Genomic DNA, 20,916 nt, shown 5'->3' on the forward strand with positions numbered 1-20,916 from the left:
ATCTATTTCAAAGGACGGATTGTAAACCGGAATGTGTAATCCTGCACAGGTACACGATACTGCGGCAATACTCCAGGACCACAGGTAGCCGTACCGACTCCTGCCTGTGCGGCATCCAGATGAACAGTTACCACTCCTTCGCGCCGTAATTGATTGATATGCGTTGCCGCATCCAGATTCTCATCCGTAAAAGGAATCACACTAAACTGGAACGAGGCATCGGAACGGAATGCTAGCCCCTCACCTGCCTCATCAGCAAGTTGCATCCAACGGACATCCGTACGGTTACCCGTTGCCTGCGGACGAACATAATAGTGAAACATACGCTCCACATCGGCGTGATAAATACCTATTTTACCGGATTGATTACGATCCATATAAGTTTCATGCTCTCCACGCCCCAGATAAGACACCTGATTGTAAGCATCGGGCATTTCAAAAGTAAGCCCTACACGCGCCAGTGAAGTGATAACGGTAGTATCCGGCACAAAGTGTGTCTGTATATCCAATTCGCCGTTTTTCTTTAGTGTATAGATGAAAGAAGCGGTTCCCACTTTTTCACCACGGACATTTAATAATTCCACTGCGGCACGTCCACTGCGGGTAGAAGTCTTCACGGTAAGGGCACGCTGTGTTAACTGATCCAACCCAGCTTTCTTCCAAGCTTTGGCTCCTCCTACTTTTTCACGGTTATCATTATCCGTCACCGGACGATAGAGGCTCAATGTAACGGGGGAAACCAGTAATTCTTTCCCATTATAAATATAAGAGTGAAGCGCCCCTGTTGCCGTATCTATATTCATTTCCACCTTACCCGAAAGTTTAGTTTCCGGAGCCTGGTAGTTCTTATTACCCGAAAGAACAAATTGGTCATAGGCTACCTCGTAATCCGTATTAATAAACGGAGCAGCATCCACAGACGTCCAACTTAAGTTCAGATAAGCTTCACGAACATCAGAAGGTAAACGTACAGCACCCAGCGTAACTTCAACGGTGGCGTGCGGAGCGGCATCTACCCGACGAGTACCATCAGTAATCACTTTCCCATGATCACCTACCACCTGCCAGTGTAAGGTATAAGCATTGAGATTCGTAAAATCATACCAATTCTTTATACTTAAAGTCAAGTTGCTCTTATCAATCAATGTAGTCTTTATATATTGATATGTTTTCTTCACTTCCAGCAAATGCGGATGAGGTTCGCGGACAGCATTCACCAGACCATTGCAGCAAAAGTTCCCGAAACTGGGTACATTCTTCGGACCATAATCACCACCGTAAGTCCAATACCAACGACCATCGGCATCTATTTCACGGAAAGACTGATCTACCCAATCCCAGATACAACCGCCCTGCACTATAGGTTCTGTTTCGAAAACATCCATGTATTCTTTCAATCCGCCTCCGCTATTGCCCATAGCATGCAGATATTCAGTCATGATGAAAGGGCGATACACTTTCGGTTCTGTCTGGCGGGCATAGGCCAGCAATTCTTCCACACTGCGGTACATACGGCAGTAGATATCCGTATTATAATTCTGTTCGGCACGCTCGTATTGTATAGGGCGGGTGGTTTCAACGGACTTCATCCAATCATATGTCCGTTCAAAATTGATTCCGTTACCCGCTTCGTTGCCCAACGACCAGATCACGATCCCCGGATGGTTCTTGGCACGTTCGTACATACGTTGCGTACGGTCCATGTGTGCAGGCAGCCAAGTGCTATCCTTTGCCAATGAAGCCGGGCCATACCCCATACCATGCGATTCGACGTTTGCTTCATCTATCACATAAAGGCCGTAACGGTCGCAGAGTTGATACCAGTACGGATGTGTCGGATAATGCGAGTTGCGCACAGTATTCAGGTTATGTTGCTTCATCAAGCGAATGTCTTCTTCCATCAGTTCTTTGCTGACAGTACGTCCCAACTGTGAATGTTCATGCCGGTTAGCACCTTTTATCAATATAGGTACCCCGTTGATACAAAAACGGCCATCCTTGATTTCAGAAGTACGGAAACCAACTTTGCAACCGGTCAGGTGTGTTATATGTCCTGCATCATCTTTCAACGTCAATATTAACGTATAAAGATTCGGATGTTCTGCACTCCAACGTTTTACACCTGGAAGAGACTGTTCGTCAAAGATAATAGAATTACTCAAACCACGGTTCTTGATCGGTATTTCATTTTGTAATATTGTCTTTCCGGCAGTATCTTCCAGACTATATGCCAAAGTAGACACACCAGTCGCACTTCCTTCAACTGTTACATCAAGGCCGAAAAATCCTTCCTTATACTCTTTCTTATCCAAAGAAGAAGTCACTTTATAATCAGCTATAAACTGGCGTGGAGTACTGTAAAGATAGACATCCCGTTCAATGCCACTCAACCGCCACATATCCTGACACTCCAGATAGGAACCTGCACTCCAGCGATATACTTCAAGTGCCACGATATTTTCTCCTGCCTGTACATAGTCCGTGATATCCCATTCGGCAGGAGTCTTTGAACCCTGGTTATAACCCAGCATATGTCCGTTCACCCAAATATAATAGAAAGAGATCACACCTTCACAGCAAATCACGATGCGACGGTCTTTCCAGTCAGCAGGAACCGTGAACGTACGGCGATAAGAACCTACTTCGTTCTCTGCATAAGGTACCAGCGGAGGATTCTTTTTGAAGTTGAACAAAGGATCATCAAATTCATAAGTTTCGTTCACATAAATAGCCGTACCATATCCCTGACGCTCCCAGTTACCGGGTACATCGATATCTGCCCATCCGCCCGTATAGAACGAAGGTTTATAAAAGTCTTTCGGACGATGATCGGGATTCTTCACCCAGTGGAATTTCCACTTACCGTTCAGACTCATATAATAAGGTGATTGCTCATAATTCCCTTCACCCGCAGCATCAGCATTCGCATAAGGCCATATATAAGTATGTGGTGCCAGTTTGTTTTTTCCGATAGCATACTGGCTCTGCCATTCCGGCTGTACAGTCTGTGCTATAGCAGGGGTGGTAAGCAGGCAAGTCAGACACAAGCTCAACAGGGTCTTTTTCATGGTACTATATCTCATTTTTCTAATTTTCTATTCTATTATTATCTCATCAAAGTATATCCTCGCTTCCTGTCCCGGACGTACATGCGTGAAAGGACAGTCTCCTGCTCCACGGGCTACTACACGAACATAACGTGCCTCTGTCCCTATTTCAAACGGGATATCTTCTCTAAATACACCTTCACGGAAGATTTCGTTCTTTGTGTAGCTACACTCACCTACTTTGCGATACTCCTTGTCATCACCTGAAATCCAAACTTCTATTTCAGCAGGTTTATGCACTGCCATGCCATAATTCGTAATAGAGCCTAACGTTAGTTTATTCACCAATTCCGGTTTCTTCAGGTCGAGGGTAAAAGTAACCGTATCGCTTTTCATCCAGGAGCACCATTCCAGATCGGTATATTTCTGACTTCCCCGTATCCCATTTGTCAGCATATAAAGATCTCCTGTACCGGCACTCTTTACAGGCTTCGCCGTCGCTTTATTCCAGATGACAGGCAACTCCAGCATTTGTCCCAATTGCTCGTTTCCGGCAAAGGTTGCTGCCTTAATTGTTTTGGCCTCTGTAAGCATCAACGGTTTTGTATAAAGGGGTGATTGCGCAGTCGGCACACTGCCATCCATTGTATAACGCACCTGTACATCAGGGCGAATACAATCCAGTTCTACTTGCAGACGACCCTCTTTGGGAGTTACAGTCTGTTGTATATTATACATGGACCGGGCATAGACAATTCCTTTTGCAGCCAAGTGTTCATTAAAGTGGTCCATAGCTTTCAGATAAGAAGCCCAGTTCTTGCGTGCAGGCTTCGTCCAGGCAACTTCCGCCAATGCCGACAGGCGGGGGAAAAGCAGGTAGTCCACATCTGCCGGAGAGTTACAGAACTCTGTCCACATACACGCCTGAACCCCCATTAGCAGAGATGCAGCCTGCGGTGTCCAGTCTTTCTGCACAGGTTCATAGTCATAGACATCTTTCAGGGTGTTATTCCCAAAATAGGTAATAGGTTCGAACCATTGGGGACCTTGATAGCGGATGAGATACAATATCCGGGCAGGAGTCATGATAAAGCGGTGACCCAATTCAGCAGCTTTCAGTGCAGCCTGTCCGTAACCTTGCCATCCAAGGATAATGCTTCCTTCGGGGATTCTGGCATTCGTCAGTTCATCCCATCCTATCACTTCACGTCCCTTATTCTGCACATATCGTGCCACCCGTGCCATGAAATAGCCTTGCAATTCTTCTGTATTCTCCAAACTCTCCGCTTTCATCCGTGTCTGGCACAACGGACATTCTTCCCAATGTGTCTTTCTCGCCTCATCACCACCTAAATGGATATATTTTGAGGGAAACAATTCGAGTACTTCATCCAGAATATCTTGCAGGAAAGTAAATACACTGTCATTTCCTGCACAAAAGATAACATCCGCATGATTCCCGCCTAAACCGGGCAATACACCGATAAATTTATCCACTACCGGACAGGACAGCAAAGGGTAAGCAGCCAATGCAGCATTACTATGTGCCGGCATTTCTATTTCCGGGATCACTTCGATATGCCGTTCCTGAGCATAGCGCACGATCTCGCGGATTTCATCCTGCGTATAGAATCCTTTTTCCACAGTAGGTTCACCCTGACGGGGATTACGGCGTTCGGGGAATGTCTTGCCCGGACGGTCTACACGGCATGATCCTATTTCTGTGAGCAAGGGGTATTTCTTGATCTCAATACGCCAACCATTGTCATCTACCAGATGCAGATGTAACTTGTTCAACTTCAGCATTGCCATACAATCGATAATACGCAACAAGTTTTCCTTGGGGGAGAAAAAACGTGCCACATCTACCAATAGTCCCCGATAACCGAAACGGGGCTGGTCGGTGATAGTCAGTGCCGGAACAGTCCAATCGACATTCTCCGTCACTTGTTCACTTTCAATCGCAGAGGGAAGTAATTGACGAATGCTTTGAAGGGCATAATAGAAACCTTGCAGATCGGAGGCACGGATGGTTATCTTCTTAATCGTTATCTCCAGTTTGTAAGCTTCACTTTTTAAGGTTGCGTCCGTCACCAGACAGACATCACCTTTCCGGCTATCTATCTTTATGCGGGGAGTAAAACCTCCCGCACGGGTAAGAAGTTCGGTGAACTGGCGCACTTGCTCAGCTTGTCCTTCATTCTCTACTGCGAAACTCGTCTTAGCGGAGAAGTGGAAGTTACCCGTGCCCGGTACTAAACTCACCGGGCAGGGAACTAATGAAAAAGGTTGTGTCAAGTTATCAGCCTGAATGTTTGTTACTGCCAGGAACAGACAAAGCAGTACTGTATATATATATTTCATAAGGTCATAGCGTTTGATAATATGAATTATTCTTTATCTCTCTCTGGGGAAAAGCGTACCGGATCATTGTATTGTTCCTGCAATGCCGTAAGTTCGGTTTTCAGTTCCTTCACAATATCTTCCGTACCCGGCTGTCCATAGATATTACGCATTTCGGTCGGATCGGCCTGTAAATCGTACAATTCCCATTCATCGATGTCATTATAGAAATGAATCAGCTTGTAACGTTCTGTACGTACCCCGTAATGACGCTTCACCATGTGTTCAGCAGGATATTCATAGAAGTGATAGTACAGGGATTTCCGCCAGTTTTCAGGTCTTTCGCCTTTCAGTAATGGCACCAGGGAAAGTCCCTGAATATCTTCGGGCACCTTCACACCGGCCAGTTCCAGGAATGTGGGTGCATAGTCAATGTTCTGTACCAACTCTCCGATGTCTCCTTTACGGTCGAAACCTTTCGGCAAACGCATAATCAGCGGAGTATGCATGGATTCTTCATACATGAAACGCTTGTCGAACCATCCGTGCTCACCCATATAGAAACCTTGATCGGAAGTATAAACAACTAATGTATTATCCAGCAATCCTTTCTCTTTCAGGTAATCGAGCACACGGCCTACATTATCATCCAGTGATTTCACAGTCTTCATGTAGTCGCGGATATAGCGCTGGAACTTCCAGTTGGCAAGTTCTTTACCCTTAGGATTCTTTTTATAGAAATCATCGATGATAGGACCATAGAACTTATCCCATGCTGCACGCTGCCCCTCATCCATCCGGCCGATATATTTCTCATAAAGAGACTTCAACCGGGTTTCTTTGTCCGGATGTAGCATTTTGAGGTCATAGATCATATCCATATCTTTCACAATGCTCATTTCCTGTGCAGCAGCGGCAGGACGTCCTTCGTAATCGTCGAAAAAATTGTCCGGTAGCGGAAAGGTCTTGTCTTCATAAAGTGCAAGGTTGCAGGTATCTGCCAACCAGTTACGATGAATCGCTTTATGATGAATTAAAATACAGAACGGCTTATTTGTATCCCGCTGATTTTCCATCCAGTCGATAGCGTCATCAGTGATGATATTGGTCACATAACCGTGTTTCTGTATAGTATCATTGTCCTGAGTGATAAAATCAGGATTATAGTAATCACCTTGTCCGGGCACAATCTCCCAGTAATCAAAACCCGTAGGCAAACTTTCCAGGTGCCATTTACCAACCAACGCAGTCTGATAACCAGCCTGTTGCAAAAGTTTTGGGAAAGTTTGCTGCGAAGCATCGAATACGCAAGTTGTGTTATCATAGAATTTATTGGCACAACTGTGCTTGCCCGTAATCATACAGGCACGGCTGGGACCACTCAGAGAGTTAGCCACAAAGCTGTTTGTAAAACGTACTCCATCGGCAGCAATGCGGTCCAGGTTCGGCGTCTCCATGTAGCGGTGGTCATAACAGCTCATCATCTGGGCTGTGTGATCATCCGTCATGATGTATACTATATTATATTGCTTTTGTTCCTCAGCTTTCTTTTGTGAAGTACATGAAGTCATGGATGCCACAGCAGCGACACCGGTCAGAGAAAAAAGCAATCCTGATTGTATCGTGTTCATAATCGAATCTAATTAAATATTTAAAAATCCGGATGTGGAATGCGAGGGTGGAAGACAACTCCCACCCCGCATCCGGGAAAATCTAATAACCTATTGTAAACTCTATAGATTCCGGATGATTAATAACCAAAGTTATTATCGTTATTCGTGAGGCCCGGATTAGCATCTATTTCACTGGTAGGAATCGGCAGAAGCAAATTCTTTTTCAGGAAGTCATCCGTCAGGCTACCATTGTTCAGGAGACGATCTGCGAAATTGTTTACACTTGAAGTATAATTCTTTTCTCCCAATATGGTCAGTTCATGAGTAGTATTCAGTTCCAGGAACTTTTTGAAGTATACCGTACCGCGGATACGTACCATATCGTAAATGCTGGGTTCGCCGCAAAGCTCGATGATACGTTCAAAATACAATTTTTCCGTAACCTGTTCTTTGGTAAGTGATGCCGACCAGTCTGCAGGTTGTGCAGAAGAAACGGCTCCGGATTTACGGGCACGGGCCAGTACTTCATTGGCCAGGCTGATAGCTTTCGGAGTATCACCCAGTTCATTGTAAACGTCAGCCATCAGTAACAGCATTTCAGCGTAACGATAAACCATTAAGTTCTTGTGGGCCATCGTACCAGTTTGTGTCTGGTCGTACAACTTACCAAAGTACGGCCACTTTTCTGCATTACCTGTTTTTGCAAAGTCATTTACAGCTTTTGCTACTGAAGAGTTATACGGAGATACCCCGTGTGTAGCCTCGTAATTATCACAAACGCTAAGGCTCGGGTTCTTCGGATTAGGAAATTCTGCATAAGGCATCTTGGCTATAACCTCCATATTCACATTGTTCGATCCGGGTACTGTCATATCAGTATATTTGATTTTCCAGTAAGGGTACGTACATACAGAGTCGTTAGCACAAAGTGCAGTACCAACCTGAGGTTTCGGATTAGCTTGATTATTACCATTGCGAGCTCTCCACTTTGTCAAGAAATTAACATCAATACGAGGATCTCCCGGGTAAGTACCTTCATGCATATCATAAGCGAACTTAGCTACACGATACGTACTCCAATTGATGCCACTAGTAGAAGCCTGAGGAGCAAAGCGGTTACTGCCACGATTGTAGCACCCGTTCGCATTTCCTGTTGAATAGTTCATCTGGAAGATAGACTCCTTGGAGGTTGACACATATTCACCAAATAAATTGGCAAACTTAGGTTCCAACGAATAAACATGACTTGTGTATACTGCATCAAACATGTTTTTTGCATTCTGCCAATTGGCGGCAGCATCTATACCCAGAGCAGCCATCTTATAATATACTTTACCCAGGAAAGCTTTTACAGCCCAGGAATTAGCACGGCCCACTGCTGATTTTTCAGAAATAGACAAAGCATCCACCAGGTCCTGTGTGATTTGTGAGAATACCTCTTCACGGGGTGAACGGGCAATAGAAATACCTTCGGAAGAGGAAGCAACCGTTTTCAAAGGAACATCACCAAAAGTGGAAACCAAATTATAGTAAGCCAGTGCTCTCAAAAATTTAGCTTCGCCACCCTTCTGAGTCTTGACTGCTGCACTCAGCCCGCTCTTATCAATACTTTCCAGGAAAGCATTGATTTCGGCTATCGCCTTGTACATACCTCCCCAAGCCAAGGATACCAAACTATTGGCAGCCAATGTATTCAACGAGTTCAAATCCTCAGGACGTTGTGCCCATGCAAGACCCGAAGCTACAATAGGAGCTTCCTGCCACATCTGTCCGTAGGCATTAGGGGCCGACATATAACCATAGCATCCTAACAGAGCTAATTCTGCATTATCTTCGGTCTGGAAAACAATATTGCTGTTCTGAGAGTATAAGGGATCTTCATTCAGTAAAGAGTCACAAGCTGAAAAGCTGCACAGTACAGCCAAAGACAGTATATAATATTTATATCTTTTCATATTCTTCATGTTTTTAATATTAGAAAGTCAAGTTTAAGCCGAATATAAACGAACGCGGAGTCGGATAAGCCCCCATATCTACACCCGGACGAAGACCGTCGAAACCGAAAAAGTTTACATCAGGGTCGTAGCCACTATAGTTGGTGATAATAAATGCGTTCTTAACGGAAGCATAAACCGAAGCATTCTGGAAACCAATCTTGCTCATCCATGTTTTCGGTAATATATAGTTCAGAGTAATGTCGGCACAACGCAGATAACTGGCATCTTCTACATAACGGTCCATAACATAGTTCTGTATAACGAATGTGGAACTCGGATACAGATTGGAATGATTACTTTCTGTCCACATATTCTGATAAGCTTTACGGGTGAGATTATTAGATCTGGTTCCCGGAGTATTAACATAGCGGTTGTTGGTATTCAGAATATCTTTCCCTTGTACACCGGCAAACGAAGCCGACAGACTCAGGTTTTTCCAGGAAATATTTGTAGAGAAACCGTAGGTAAAATCAGGATTCGGATCACCGATAACATCACGGTCGTTTACATTTACATCACCGTCTCCATCGCTATCTACAAATTTGATATCACCGGCTACCGGAGCTACTTTGTTGAATGTCTGGTAATAACCAATTGTACCGTCTTTTTTGGTATATTTCACACCTTGTTCTGTTATATCTTCCGGCTGTACGATACCCTGTGTAACATATCCGAAGAACAAGCCCGGAGCTTCACCTTCCAGGAAGACATGGCCTACACCGAAGTGGTCACCTATCGAGTTACCATAATATCCTACTTTCTCACCTAGAAAACCAAAGTCAGATGGCAGAAGTCCCAACTCGGCAATCTCACTCTTGTTGAAACCGATGTTACCGCTTACGCTCCATTTCCAATCTTTCTTATCAATAATCTGTGCATTCAGAGAGAGTTCAACACCATTATTCTTCATTGCTCCCTGATTATAATAGGTGGAAGCAAATCCGGCAGAACCCGGCAGAGTTCTGGAAATAAGTAAGTCAGTAGTCTTCTTCTGATACACATCGAGAGTACCACTCAGGCGTGAGTTAAACAAACCGAAGTCTAAACCGGCATTCCATGAAGCTGTCTTTTCCCATTTCAAGCTATTATTTGACAGATTGGTTACCGTAAAGGCTGTCTGGGCATTACCGGAACCATCAGCATAATAAAGATTGGAGTTAGAACCATACATAGAGAAGGTAGAATACGGATCAATACTTTGATTACCGGTAACACCATAGCTCACACGAATCTTCAACTGGCTCAACCAAGAGATATTTTTCATAAACTCTTCCTGTTCCATACGCCATGCCAACGATGCAGACGGGAAGTATCCCCAACGATTGCCTTTAGCAAATTTACTGGAACCGTCAGCACGGAAAGAAGCAGTAATCAAGTACTTGTCGAGAATGGAAAGATTAGCACGTCCCAGATAGGAAACCAACTGGTAGTCTTTCTGGATAGGCTGGGCATTGTTTACATTACCTGCCATGTGAAGACCATTCTCACGCATTTCAAAGAAAGTGAATTGATTGGCGGTAGTATTTTTGTTCAGGAAGTTATAATCTTCGTAAGTAACACCGGCCGTAGCATCCAAAGTTGCAAAGGACTTGAGCTTCGTACTGTAATTCAAGATATTCTCAACGGAAACATTATTCTTATTCAAGTCTGACAATGCCAGCAAACCTTGGTTGTTCATACCTTGGTAAAGTTGCAGACCGTACCAACGCTTGCGCTCGTTAATATTCAGGTTACCACCGGTACGAAGGTTATAACGGAAGAACTTGTTAATCTTCCAGGTCAGGTCCAGACTGGCTTTGAAAGTTTTATCATCTGTTACGTCTACATAATCATTCAACCAACTGAAAACAGTTGTCTTATTCTCATTATTAAAACTGGGATCACCTTCCGGCATTTCAAATGGAGCATAGTCCAATGCCGTACGTGAGATAGCACCAGTAGCTCCTCCCAATGTATTACCGCCCGCCATCATATCATTTTGACGAAGAGCACCACTCAAAGACAGGTCAATCTTTACAGCTTTTGATACTTCCGCGCTCAGATTGGCACGTAAGTCACCCTGTTTCAAAGAAGTTTGCTTTACCGTACCGTTGATGTCCTTGAAATTGGCAGATATATAATAGGTAATCTTATCCGATCCACCATTCAAAGATAGAGAATAATTCTGTGAGAATGCCGAAGTATAGATTTCCTTCTGCCAGTTGCGGTAGGTTACAACGTTGTAAGTTTCGGGATTATTAGCATCATATTTGTCGTAAGAACCATTGAATACATATCTTACCTGGTCACCTACAAGATGAAATGGTACAAGGCCATCCTGAATTCTGCTATTTGCATAATTAGCATACTCTTCCAAGTTAATCATATCCAACAGATTCGTAGTATTGGCAATTGTGAACGTAGCCGAAGCGTTAACTTTAGCTTTTCCAGCCTTACCTTTCTTAGTGGTAATCAGAATTACACCATTGGCACCACGCGAACCGTAAATGGCGGTTGAAGAAGCATCTTTCAAAACGGTAATATCTTCAATATCGCCAGGGTTCAAAGATGACAACGGATCTTGATTGATCTGGAAATCGCCACTGATACCGGAAGAAGAAAACTCACCGGTAGAAGCTTGCGGCACATTATCAATAACATACAACGGCTGGTTGTCACCACGGAGTGAACTGGCACCACGAATCGTAACCGAAGAAGCGGAACCAACAGCCGAAGAAGTTGAGTTAACGACCAGACCTGCCACTTTACCGGACAATAAGTTATCAAGAGAAGTAGCCTTAGCCGCATCGTTCGGATCAGGACGCAGGCTGGTTAACGCACCGGTTACATCACCTTTACGCGCTGTACCGTAGGCCACTACCACTACTTCATCCAACACTTGCGTATCATCTTTCAATGATACATTTATTACGGTCTTGTTTCCCACAGGGAGTTCCTGCGTTTCATAACCGATAAAAGAAAATACTAATACGGATTTAGAGTTGGGAACATCGATCTTATAGTTACCATTTACATCGGTAATGGTTCCTAAAGCCCCTCCTTTTACTTGTACATTGACACCGGGTACACCTTCATTGGTGCTGTCAATCACTTTACCTGTCACCTTAATCGTTTGCTGTGCCAAAGCAGCGGCAGTAGATGTCAAACAGAGCAGGCATACCAGAAATACATTCAATAATTTCTGTCTCATAGAATTAAATTTAAATTAGTTATAAACTATCGTTAACATTGATTTGTGATGCAAATGTAAAACGATAGTAAAGGAGCGTCTGTACAAGATTCACTATTTCAAGGTCCAAAATTGACTATCCGGACAGCAAAAACAAATAATAGTCAAAACTGGAGGCGAAGTAGACAAATTTGGAGCTTATTTCCAAGTAATTTCCTGCAAATTGTATTGTGCGGTTCGCAACAAAAGAGTATTTTTGCTCCAACCTATCCACAATACCCATGAGAAAAACCCTGTTAACCACATTACTATTATCCCTGCTACTATCCTTTTCATACAAGATGGCAGGAAATACTCAATATGCTTTCCAACAGATAAGTACCCAAAATGGCCTGTCTTCTTCGGTTCGCTGTCTGGTAGTAAGCCATGAAAAAGGGTATGTCTGGATTGGAACAAGATCAGGTATCGGACGCTTCGATGGCTACGAACTCAGGAAATACCTCCACGATAATATCACTCACATCATTGAAGACAAAGAAAATACCATTTGGGCCATTACTCCCAAAGGGCTTTTCTACTACAATTATCAGGAAGATGAATTCCGGCAGGCACGCGATGAGGATAATAATCCGGTAATAGCTACCTCCATTTGTCCTTGGGAAGATGGTGTATTATTCGGTGGAAGCGGCAAATTATATAAGTATGACTATGCCAATCACCAAATCAGATTCCTGTGTGCCCTCACTAATAATAAGTATAATATTACCAGCCTCCAGAAATGGGACGATCATACCCTGATGTGCACCAACCGATGGAGTCGTGCACTACTCATTGATCTCCCGACAGGTCAGACCCATCCCGTACCTTTCGAAAGTAACGAACTGATAGCCACTCTTATCGACAAAAACGGGAATATATGGGTGGCTCCTTACCATCAGGGTGTGAAGTGCTACGACCGGAACGGTAAGCTTCTTCACTCTTATGATACCACAAACTCCCGATTGCAGACCAATGTCATACTTTCTTTAGCCGAACGTGACGGACAGATATGGGTGGGTACGGATGGGTCCGGTATCTATATTCTGAACCCCAAGGATGATACGATGTCTGTTCTTGTGCGAGTTCCCGGAGATCCATACTCACTACCTGCGAATTCAATCCTTTACTTATATACTGACTCCAATAATAATATGTGGGCAGGCAGTGTGCGTGCCGGCTTAATACACATCAAAGAAGCGGGAATGAAGATATATTCGGATGCATTGCCCGGATTTGAATACGCACTCAGTGAAAAGTCGACACTCAGCATCTACCAGGATGAAAAAGAAGACATATGGATTGGAACAGATGGTGGCGGAATCAACCGCCTTGATCCTGTCACTAAGAAATTCCACCATGTACTCTCTACCTGGGGAGATAAAGTATCTTCCATCACAGGGGTAGATCAGAGATATCTTCTGGTTTCTTTATTCAGCAAAGGGTTATTCTTTTTTGATAAACAAACTGAAAACTACCAACCACTTATTATCATCAACGATAGTATAAATACCCTCTTATGCAAACGGGGAAAAACGGTTAATGTATTCCGGAACACACCGGAAACGATATTATTGCTATCCGAAATGCCTTATAGCTACCACCTAACCCGGAAAGACTTCACACCTATTCCTCTGGACAAACCTGCCCAAGATGTCGTCGGCACGCTCCTGCCTATATGCCAGAACGGTTTCGTCTCCTATCTGCATGATTTCAAACGGATTTACCGGATCGATTCCCGAAAGAATCGGTTAGAAACCTTATACAGTTGCAAAGGTGATACCATATTCAATTCTGTATCTGCCGATGAAAACGGGATTTTCTGGATAGGAAGCAATTATGGGCTTAGTTATTATTCCATGGAAAAAAAGCAATGCATCAATATTCCCAATAGTCTGATCAATGAAATTAATTCACTAATTTGCGATCAGCGGGGACGTGTATGGATAGGAGCAGACAGTAAACTATTCGCTCACCTAATTCAAGAAGGAGAGTTCATTCTTTACGGGGAGTCAGATGGAATCATTCTGAACGAGTATCTGGAGAAGCCCCGTTTACTTTCCGCGCAAGGCGATATCTATATGGGAGGTGTCAACGGACTGCTTTGTATCAACAAGCAACTCCCTAACGAACCAAACACCCCTCCAATTCTTGAACTGGCAGACGTTTTGGTAGGCGGAGAACGTATGAATGCCCTGATGAGCACCGGACGAAGACTAAAAGTAGAAGAACAAAGTAAGCCCATCACTATTAAAATCATTGCCCACGACAAAGATATCTTCCGCAAACCGATGTATCGTTATACTTTACTCGGTATGGAAGGGCAAGTGATTTACTCCTATCAACCGGAACTGACATTAAGCGGACTGCCTGCAAGAACTTACCAAGTGATGGCTTCCTGCAGTACTCGTACCGGCGGATGGACTAAGGATTATCAGATTCTGGAACTCGTAGTCTTACCACCGTGGTACAAATCCAACTGGTTTATCAGTATTTGTTTCATATTGATAGTTTCAGGAGTGATACTGGCATTCTTCTCCCTATTGCATCGCAAGGAAAACAAATTGAAATGGGCCATGAAGGAACATGAGCAACAGGTTTATGAAGAGAAAGTACGTTTCCTTATCAATATCAATCATGAATTGCGCACCCCACTCACCCTGATACACGCCCCATTAAAGCAATTGCTGGAATCATTATCGCCTGAAGACGACAAGTATCCGGTTATCCAAAGCATCAGCAAACAGTCCGGACGCATGAAGAACCTTCTGAATATGGTGCTGGATGTACGCAAAATGGAGGTAGGACAAAGTACCCTGAATGTAGGAACTGTGGAATTAACTCCATGGATAGAACAACTCATAACAGATTTCAGACCGGAAGCCCAATTAAAAGACATCTCCATCTTATATAGTCCCGGACCGGAAGTAGATACTCTTTGCTTTGATAAAGAGAAATGTACTACTATATTAATAAATCTGCTGATCAATGCGTTGAAGTACAGCCCTGAGAACAGTCTGATCCGTGTCTCTACCAGCCTGTCAGACGATAAGAGCCGTGTACGCATCTCTGTTTCCGATGAAGGCCCCGGATTGAAAGATGTGGATATAAACAACTTATTCATCCGTTTCTATCAAGGCAACAATAGCCGCCCCGGAACAGGCATCGGCCTCTCCTACTCTAAAATTCTTGCAGAGCAACATGGCGGAAGTATAGGTGCCTATGACCATGGAGATATGTCCGGTTCTACCTTCTGGTTCGAACTGCCGCGAGACATACAACCGGGAAAGGTTACTCTGCAACCCCAAGCCTATTTGAATGAGTTACTGGCTCCCACCCAGGAAGTCGAAAGCATCCCAAGCGATATGCAAAACAAAGAGGATACCCAAAACTGTACGTTGCTTATCGTGGATGATAACAAAGATCTGACAGATTATCTATTCTCCGCCCTTAAAAGTAAGTTCAAAGAAATCCGGATAGCTTATGACGGTGAAGAAGCCTTGCGTATCTGCCGTGAATCTTCACCGGAAATTGTAGTCAGCGATATTCAGATGCCACGCATGAATGGCTATGAATTATGTAAGCATATCAAAGAGGACTTGGAAATCAGCCATATCCCCGTTATCCTGCTTACAGCCCGCAATGATGAGGAAAGTCAGTTATTCGGTTACAAGAACGGAGCGGATGCATACCTGACCAAGCCTTTCGAAGTAGACATACTTTATACCGTTATCCAAAGCCAACTGAAGAATCGCGAACGGATACGGACACGTTATGCTGAAGCCGGACCACTCCCCCTGCCACAGGAAAGTACATTCAGCTCGGCCGATGAGAAATTCCTCAATCGCCTGAATAAACTGATCTCCGAAAATCTGGATAACCAGCAAATGGGGATACCGTTCCTTTGTACGGAATTGGGTATCAGCCGTGCAGGCCTTTACAACAAGCTGAAAGCATTGTCAGGGATGGGGGCCAATGATTATATCACCAAACTACGAATAGAACGGAGTGCCTGGCTGCTTACTCATACCGCGCTCAGCATCGTTGAAGTTGCAGACCAGACAGGGTTCTCAACTTCCCGCTATTTCAGTACGGTGTTTAAGCAATACATGGGGTGTTCACCTACTCAATATAAAGAAAAACACAAGTCATCCTAACGTTTTTCCAAGAATTATATTTTGTAGTCATCTTATGGAATTATCAGGAATAGGTTCAGTATAAACAGGCATATTGAAATTAATTCGAATGGATAAAACGCCCTTTTTCATACAATAATTCTCCTATGTATAATGCCGTTTCCCTATCACTGTTCAAACGAGCTTTCCCAGCCGACCCGTGACACAAGAAAATAAATTTGCCGTTTATTAAATAAATAGCAGGATGAGAACCGATTATTGTTGAAGAATATGTCCAAGTATCACGACCATTTTCCGAAGAGTAAATACGAAGCCCCTTATCCCAAGCATCCACTATCATCCAATATTTATTATCATATTCCCACACAAACGGTGCTTCATGTCCGCAGTCTGTAATAGCTGGTCCAACCACGTCCCAATGATAGAGATCGGTACTCTCTGCAAACCAAGTATGATTATCATTGGCCTCATCCTTGTACCATAATAACCACTTATCCCTCACCTTACATACTCCCGCATCAATGCAATGTTCCGTGGATAATGAAAGAGTTGACTGATATTTCCATCTCATCCCCTCTTTACTCGTAAAATGTTTGATAAACCGCTTTGCATTCCAATCCTGGTATACCCCGGGAACAAAAGTAACAAACATATGCATTAAGCCATCCTGTACAATAACTTCCGGTGCCCACCAAGTCTGCGTATGTTTTTTATTGGTTAAATTTTCATCTCCTACACAAGTACCCCTATACTTCCACTCTTTACCATCTTTAGAAGAAGCTATACCAATAGAACTTCCATGCATCCACTCTACTCCCTGACCGTCATAGTAGGCTCTCCTTTGTGTATAATATACGAACCATTCCTTATAATGTTCGTTCCACACCATCACCGGATCAGCAGCACCTCCCCACTTCTTATCAGAGAAGAAAGGATTTTCAACCGATAACTGAAAATCGGTTTCGGGGAATTGCGCCGGAACATGCAAGCATTGCCATATACAGATCAAAAAACAAAACAGATTCTTTATCATACTTTTATTCTTTAATTATTATTTCCTTATTTCTTACTGAAAGCACGAAAGTTCCGAATACGATGAAAAGTCATATAATTAGCATCATGTTGCCGGGGTGGATTTCCGGTTTTATCTCTCCAAGCCGTACGGGAGACAAAAACAATGTCTTTTCCATCAAATTGCCAGTCGACATATTGAAAGCCATACAATTCCGGTTGATCGCATGTCAGCACCGTATCTTTGATACACCACTCCGTCAAATTATCCGAGCACATCAAAACCTGTGTGTTACGTATAGCACCACCATCCATATTGTGCCGGTCTTTTTCCAATATAAAATTGGATAACGTCCAATACTTCTTACTTTTTTTATCATAGCGAATGGTGAACTTCTTGCCCGCTCCCGGAAGTTTAATGAAATCTTTCTCCGGATTAAAAGTCATAATCTTACCATCCTCTGAAACAGAAGTCATTGCAGCCACGTCATCCGGTCCATAGGCCACACGCAGGATATCTTTGACTTCTCCCTCTCGGGTTACTACCGCATTGCCTTCCAACCATGCGGTAGCTCCTTCTTTCCACGACGAATCATATCGTATCTCGTTACTAAAATTCCACTGTCCGGCGTCCAGCAAATCGGCTTCACAGGAAATTGAAGTCATCAAAGCGGAGAAAGGTCCCCAGCCCCATTCTTGTCCCATATTTTCCATAGCACGCCAGTATTTTCCTTTATGACGAACTACCGGGACCGGAGCACAGTGATAAAAGCCACATCGGATAAGCCCGGACTTTTCATCTTTAGGTTCTGTCCAGGAGCGCCCAAAGTCCAATGACCTACGAACTACAAAATCTCCATACCCCATTGTAACCTTAGGTGATATACCTATCAGATACAACTCTTTACCACGGTTAAATAGTGTAGCCCAAGTCAGAGATTCCAGTTTGGCGATCGGAGTCCAGGAATTACCACGATCCCCGGACCTATAGATATAAGTATCCGAAAGCTTTTTGCCAAAATAATCGTGTGAAGCAATATAAGTACCATCCGGCATGATAACAATGCTGGGTGATCCTATATATTCATGAGATATCGCCGGTGCATTATGTATTACAACTCCGGGAGGAAGTGTGTCACCTTCCTGGGTGATTCCTGCCCAACACAGGTTTGTAATCAGCAGGCAGCCGACTATCATCTTTAATGTTCTTTTCACTTTCATACCTACTCATGTTTTGCTATACGCGCATTATAGATTGCTCCTGTCCAGTTACCCGGTACGCCTTTAAAACGGATTGTTATCTTTTCCTTACCTTTCCAGAAATGCTCCGGCAACGAATATACTCCTTCAAAGAACTGATTCGGTTTATTCTGATAAAGATGTTGCCTGGCCAGTACCTTACCGTCTACATAAATATCAAATTCCAAATGAGCCGTTTCGCCTCCCCAATAGGTGACATGTAAATCTTGAGGAACATCGGGCAAAACCTTCATATCAAATTCAAACCAACCACCAATCCAGGCCGCTCTCCACTTTTTCCGGTGCGAAACACCATTACCAATACCCTCCCCACGGAAATTATGATCTCTCTCCGGTTGCATTTCACCTAAAGTAACGTAGTCAACCGTTATCTTATCCAGATCCTGCAACCGCTTTAATTCATTTTTATAGGCTTCCTGCATATCCTTCCATTCTTCAGTAGTAAACAAATCCCAGTAGACCATATAATGTTGATGATGCATCCCATAGAAAGGAATTAAAGACATATCTTTCGGTTCTCCAACCCCTTTTGTCTTAAATCGCAAAGGGCTATCAGATACCTTCTCCAACCATTTGTCCACTGGCTGATTATTGGTTACTAACACCGGAATATCTTTTTCCATATCAGGTTCCTCCGCTCCCAACTCACCAGCCAGCAAAACCGGTCCATAGAAAATACCCACCCGTTTTTCATTATCAGGCATAGATACGGTATAAAACTTTATTTTAAAGGTAATTTCTATTTTATCATTATCTTTCCATTCCCGCTCAATAGAAACATAGCTATTATTAGAAGCCTCAAATGAAACAGAACTTCCATTCACTTTGATACGCATGGACTCTGCCCATTCCGGATAACGTAGACGGAATATAACAGACTGTGGTTTTTCTGTTTTAACTGTCAGCACAGTTTTATCAGAAGAAGGGATATCCGTATCCTGGGTAACAATCATCTTCCGGTCCGTCCAATTCAATTGCGAAGGGATGAACAGATTCACCCAAAGGCTGGAATCACTGCCTTCAGAATAAATAAAGTCACCATACTTCACGTGATTTTCCATACCGGATCCGCTGCAACAGCAAAATGATTGAAAAGGAGACAAATAACCTTTCTTACCACCAGAAATCAAAGGCGTATAGTAAGTACACATTCCATCATCCGGATTCTGAGAAGCCAGAATATGATTGAACACGGCTCTCTCATAATAAGCACTATACTCAGGAAGCGACTGCCAGGAAAATAAATGCCGCGTCAGTTTCAGCATATTATAAGTGTTGCACGTTTCTGTATTGGAAGTGCTTAAGCGTTCATTCAATTGTCCGGGGGTTCCAAAATGTTCTCCATCACTATTACCTCCGTTCACATAAGAATGATTCTGTACCACCGTATGCCAAAAGAAAGAAGCAATCGCAGAATCACGCTTACTACCAGTCAATTCATACAGGCGTGCGGCTCCTATAATCTTAGGTACCTGCGTATTAGCATGCTTTCCTTCCAAATCATCCACTCCCACCGCTAAGGAATCCATGATAGCTTTATGATTATCGAACCGTTGAGCCAAAGCCAGGAACTTTTCATTCTTTGTACAAGCATATAAATTAGCCAATGCCTCATTCATGCCACCAAACTCACATGCCAACACTTTCTGCATTTGTTCTTCTGTAAGATGCTGAAAGGTACCATACATCCAATTGGCCAATTTTTCGGCAACAGCCAATGCCCGCTCATTATGAGCGTATTGATAAGTATCAATCAGTCCGGCCAGAACTTTATGCATTACATACAGAGGTACCCAGCCTCCATTCAGGTCGAATCCCTGTGAATATATCTTTCCAGCCGAAACCTCCTTAAAAATCCTTTTACCATCCGGTGTAGCCGCCAGATAACCATCACCATTTGCCTGTTGGCAACTATCCAGTTCATTAATAGTGTATTCTAATCTTTGCAGGAAACGTTCATCTCCCGAAGTTGCATAGTACATGGCACAAGCTGATAAATAATGCCCCAATGTCTGTCCGGCTACTCCCAGACTTTCCCATCCTTCATATTTAGGAGCTTTAGGAACCAATCCGGCTTCTGAGCGGAATCCACTAAGAAAACGGTCCGGTTCCAATTCCAGCAGATAAGCAGTCTCCTTTTCCTCCGCATGTTTAAAAGGTCCCTTAGTTATAACGACCTCCCCCATTTCAAAAGGTTTTGTCGGTAAAACCGGAGTATCTACTTGTTTTGCCGCTTGCTGGCAGGACAGTAATAAGCACAAGGCACACACGCCATAAAAGTATTTCTCTATTTTCATGATATTA

Annotated in this window: 9 protein-coding genes; 1 reads left to right on the plus strand and 8 read right to left on the minus strand. The window is 43.5% G+C overall.

All coding sequences use genetic code 11. The features are described 5' to 3' along the window. Window positions 1-2: 2 nt before the first annotated feature. The 5 genes from K429_RS0108220 to K429_RS0108240 all read right to left on the minus strand — a co-directional run bounded on the left by K429_RS0108220 (window position 3) and on the right by K429_RS0108240 (window position 12,190). Window positions 3-3,068, minus strand: coding sequence for a glycoside hydrolase family 2 TIM barrel-domain containing protein (locus tag K429_RS0108220; protein ID WP_026366590.1), 3,066 nt, complete (start codon window positions 3,066-3,068; stop codon window positions 3-5). Between the two features lie 27 nt (window positions 3,069-3,095). Continuing rightward, window positions 3,096-5,411 carry a glycoside hydrolase family 20 protein gene (locus K429_RS0108225; RefSeq protein ID WP_026366591.1) on the minus strand — a complete coding sequence of 772 codons (2,316 nt, stop codon included), beginning with the start codon at window positions 5,409-5,411 and terminating at the stop codon, window positions 3,096-3,098. A 26-nt stretch (window positions 5,412-5,437) separates the two neighbouring features. Further along, complete coding sequence (locus K429_RS0108230) at window positions 5,438-7,021, minus strand: sulfatase (protein ID WP_026366592.1); 1,584 nt, start codon at window positions 7,019-7,021, stop codon at window positions 5,438-5,440. 119 nt (window positions 7,022-7,140) lie between these two features. Beyond that, window positions 7,141-8,958, minus strand: coding sequence for a RagB/SusD family nutrient uptake outer membrane protein (locus K429_RS0108235; RefSeq protein ID WP_026366593.1), 1,818 nt, complete (start codon window positions 8,956-8,958; stop codon window positions 7,141-7,143). Between the two features lie 19 nt (window positions 8,959-8,977). Next, window positions 8,978-12,190, minus strand: coding sequence for a TonB-dependent receptor (locus tag K429_RS0108240; protein WP_026366594.1), 3,213 nt, complete (start codon window positions 12,188-12,190; stop codon window positions 8,978-8,980). A gap of 260 nt (window positions 12,191-12,450) precedes the next feature. Here K429_RS0108240 and K429_RS0108250 point away from each other — a divergent pair, with 260 nt between their 5' ends. Continuing rightward, entirely contained in the window at window positions 12,451-16,362 is a 3,912-nt protein-coding gene (locus K429_RS0108250) for a two-component regulator propeller domain-containing protein (protein WP_026366595.1), read from the plus strand. Window positions 16,363-16,441: 79 nt separating this feature from the next. On the opposite strand, the gene K429_RS0108255 is transcribed toward K429_RS0108250, so the two are convergent. From K429_RS0108255 to K429_RS0108265, 3 genes are read right to left on the minus strand one after another with little or no spacing between them, the layout of a single operon-like run. Next, complete coding sequence (locus tag K429_RS0108255; protein ID WP_007210837.1) at window positions 16,442-17,374, minus strand: family 43 glycosylhydrolase; 933 nt, start codon at window positions 17,372-17,374, stop codon at window positions 16,442-16,444. 26 nt (window positions 17,375-17,400) lie between these two features. Next, window positions 17,401-18,573, minus strand: coding sequence for a hypothetical protein (locus tag K429_RS0108260; protein WP_026366596.1), 1,173 nt, complete (start codon window positions 18,571-18,573; stop codon window positions 17,401-17,403). Between the two features lie 2 nt (window positions 18,574-18,575). Beyond that, window positions 18,576-20,909 (minus strand): glycoside hydrolase family 127 protein, encoded by a 2,334-nt coding sequence (locus K429_RS0108265; RefSeq protein WP_026366597.1) that lies wholly within the window; start codon window positions 20,907-20,909, stop codon window positions 18,576-18,578. Window positions 20,910-20,916 lie beyond the last annotated feature (7 nt).

Source organism: Bacteroides sp. 14(A) (genome assembly GCF_000526555.1).
Lineage (GTDB): Bacteria > Bacteroidota > Bacteroidia > Bacteroidales > Bacteroidaceae > Bacteroides > Bacteroides cellulosilyticus.

Bases quoted from the DNA above. Each gene is read 5' to 3' on its own strand.
- K429_RS0108225 (WP_026366591.1), bottom strand. From the start codon at position 5,411: ATGAAATATATATATACAGTACTGCTTTGTCTGTTCCTGGCAGTAACA.
- K429_RS0108255 (WP_007210837.1), bottom strand. From the start codon at position 17,374: ATGATAAAGAATCTGTTTTGTTTTTTGATCTGTATATGGCAATGCTTG.
- K429_RS0108220 (WP_026366590.1), bottom strand. From the start codon at position 3,068: ATGAAAAAGACCCTGTTGAGCTTGTGTCTGACTTGCCTGCTTACCACC.
- K429_RS0108260 (WP_026366596.1), bottom strand. From the start codon at position 18,573: ATGAAAGTGAAAAGAACATTAAAGATGATAGTCGGCTGCCTGCTGATT.
- K429_RS0108235 (WP_026366593.1), bottom strand. From the start codon at position 8,958: ATGAAAAGATATAAATATTATATACTGTCTTTGGCTGTACTGTGCAGC.
- K429_RS0108240 (WP_026366594.1), bottom strand. From the start codon at position 12,190: ATGAGACAGAAATTATTGAATGTATTTCTGGTATGCCTGCTCTGTTTG.
- K429_RS0108230 (WP_026366592.1), bottom strand. From the start codon at position 7,021: ATGAACACGATACAATCAGGATTGCTTTTTTCTCTGACCGGTGTCGCT.
- K429_RS0108250 (WP_026366595.1), top strand. From the start codon at position 12,451: ATGAGAAAAACCCTGTTAACCACATTACTATTATCCCTGCTACTATCC.
- K429_RS0108265 (WP_026366597.1), bottom strand. From the start codon at position 20,909: ATGAAAATAGAGAAATACTTTTATGGCGTGTGTGCCTTGTGCTTATTA.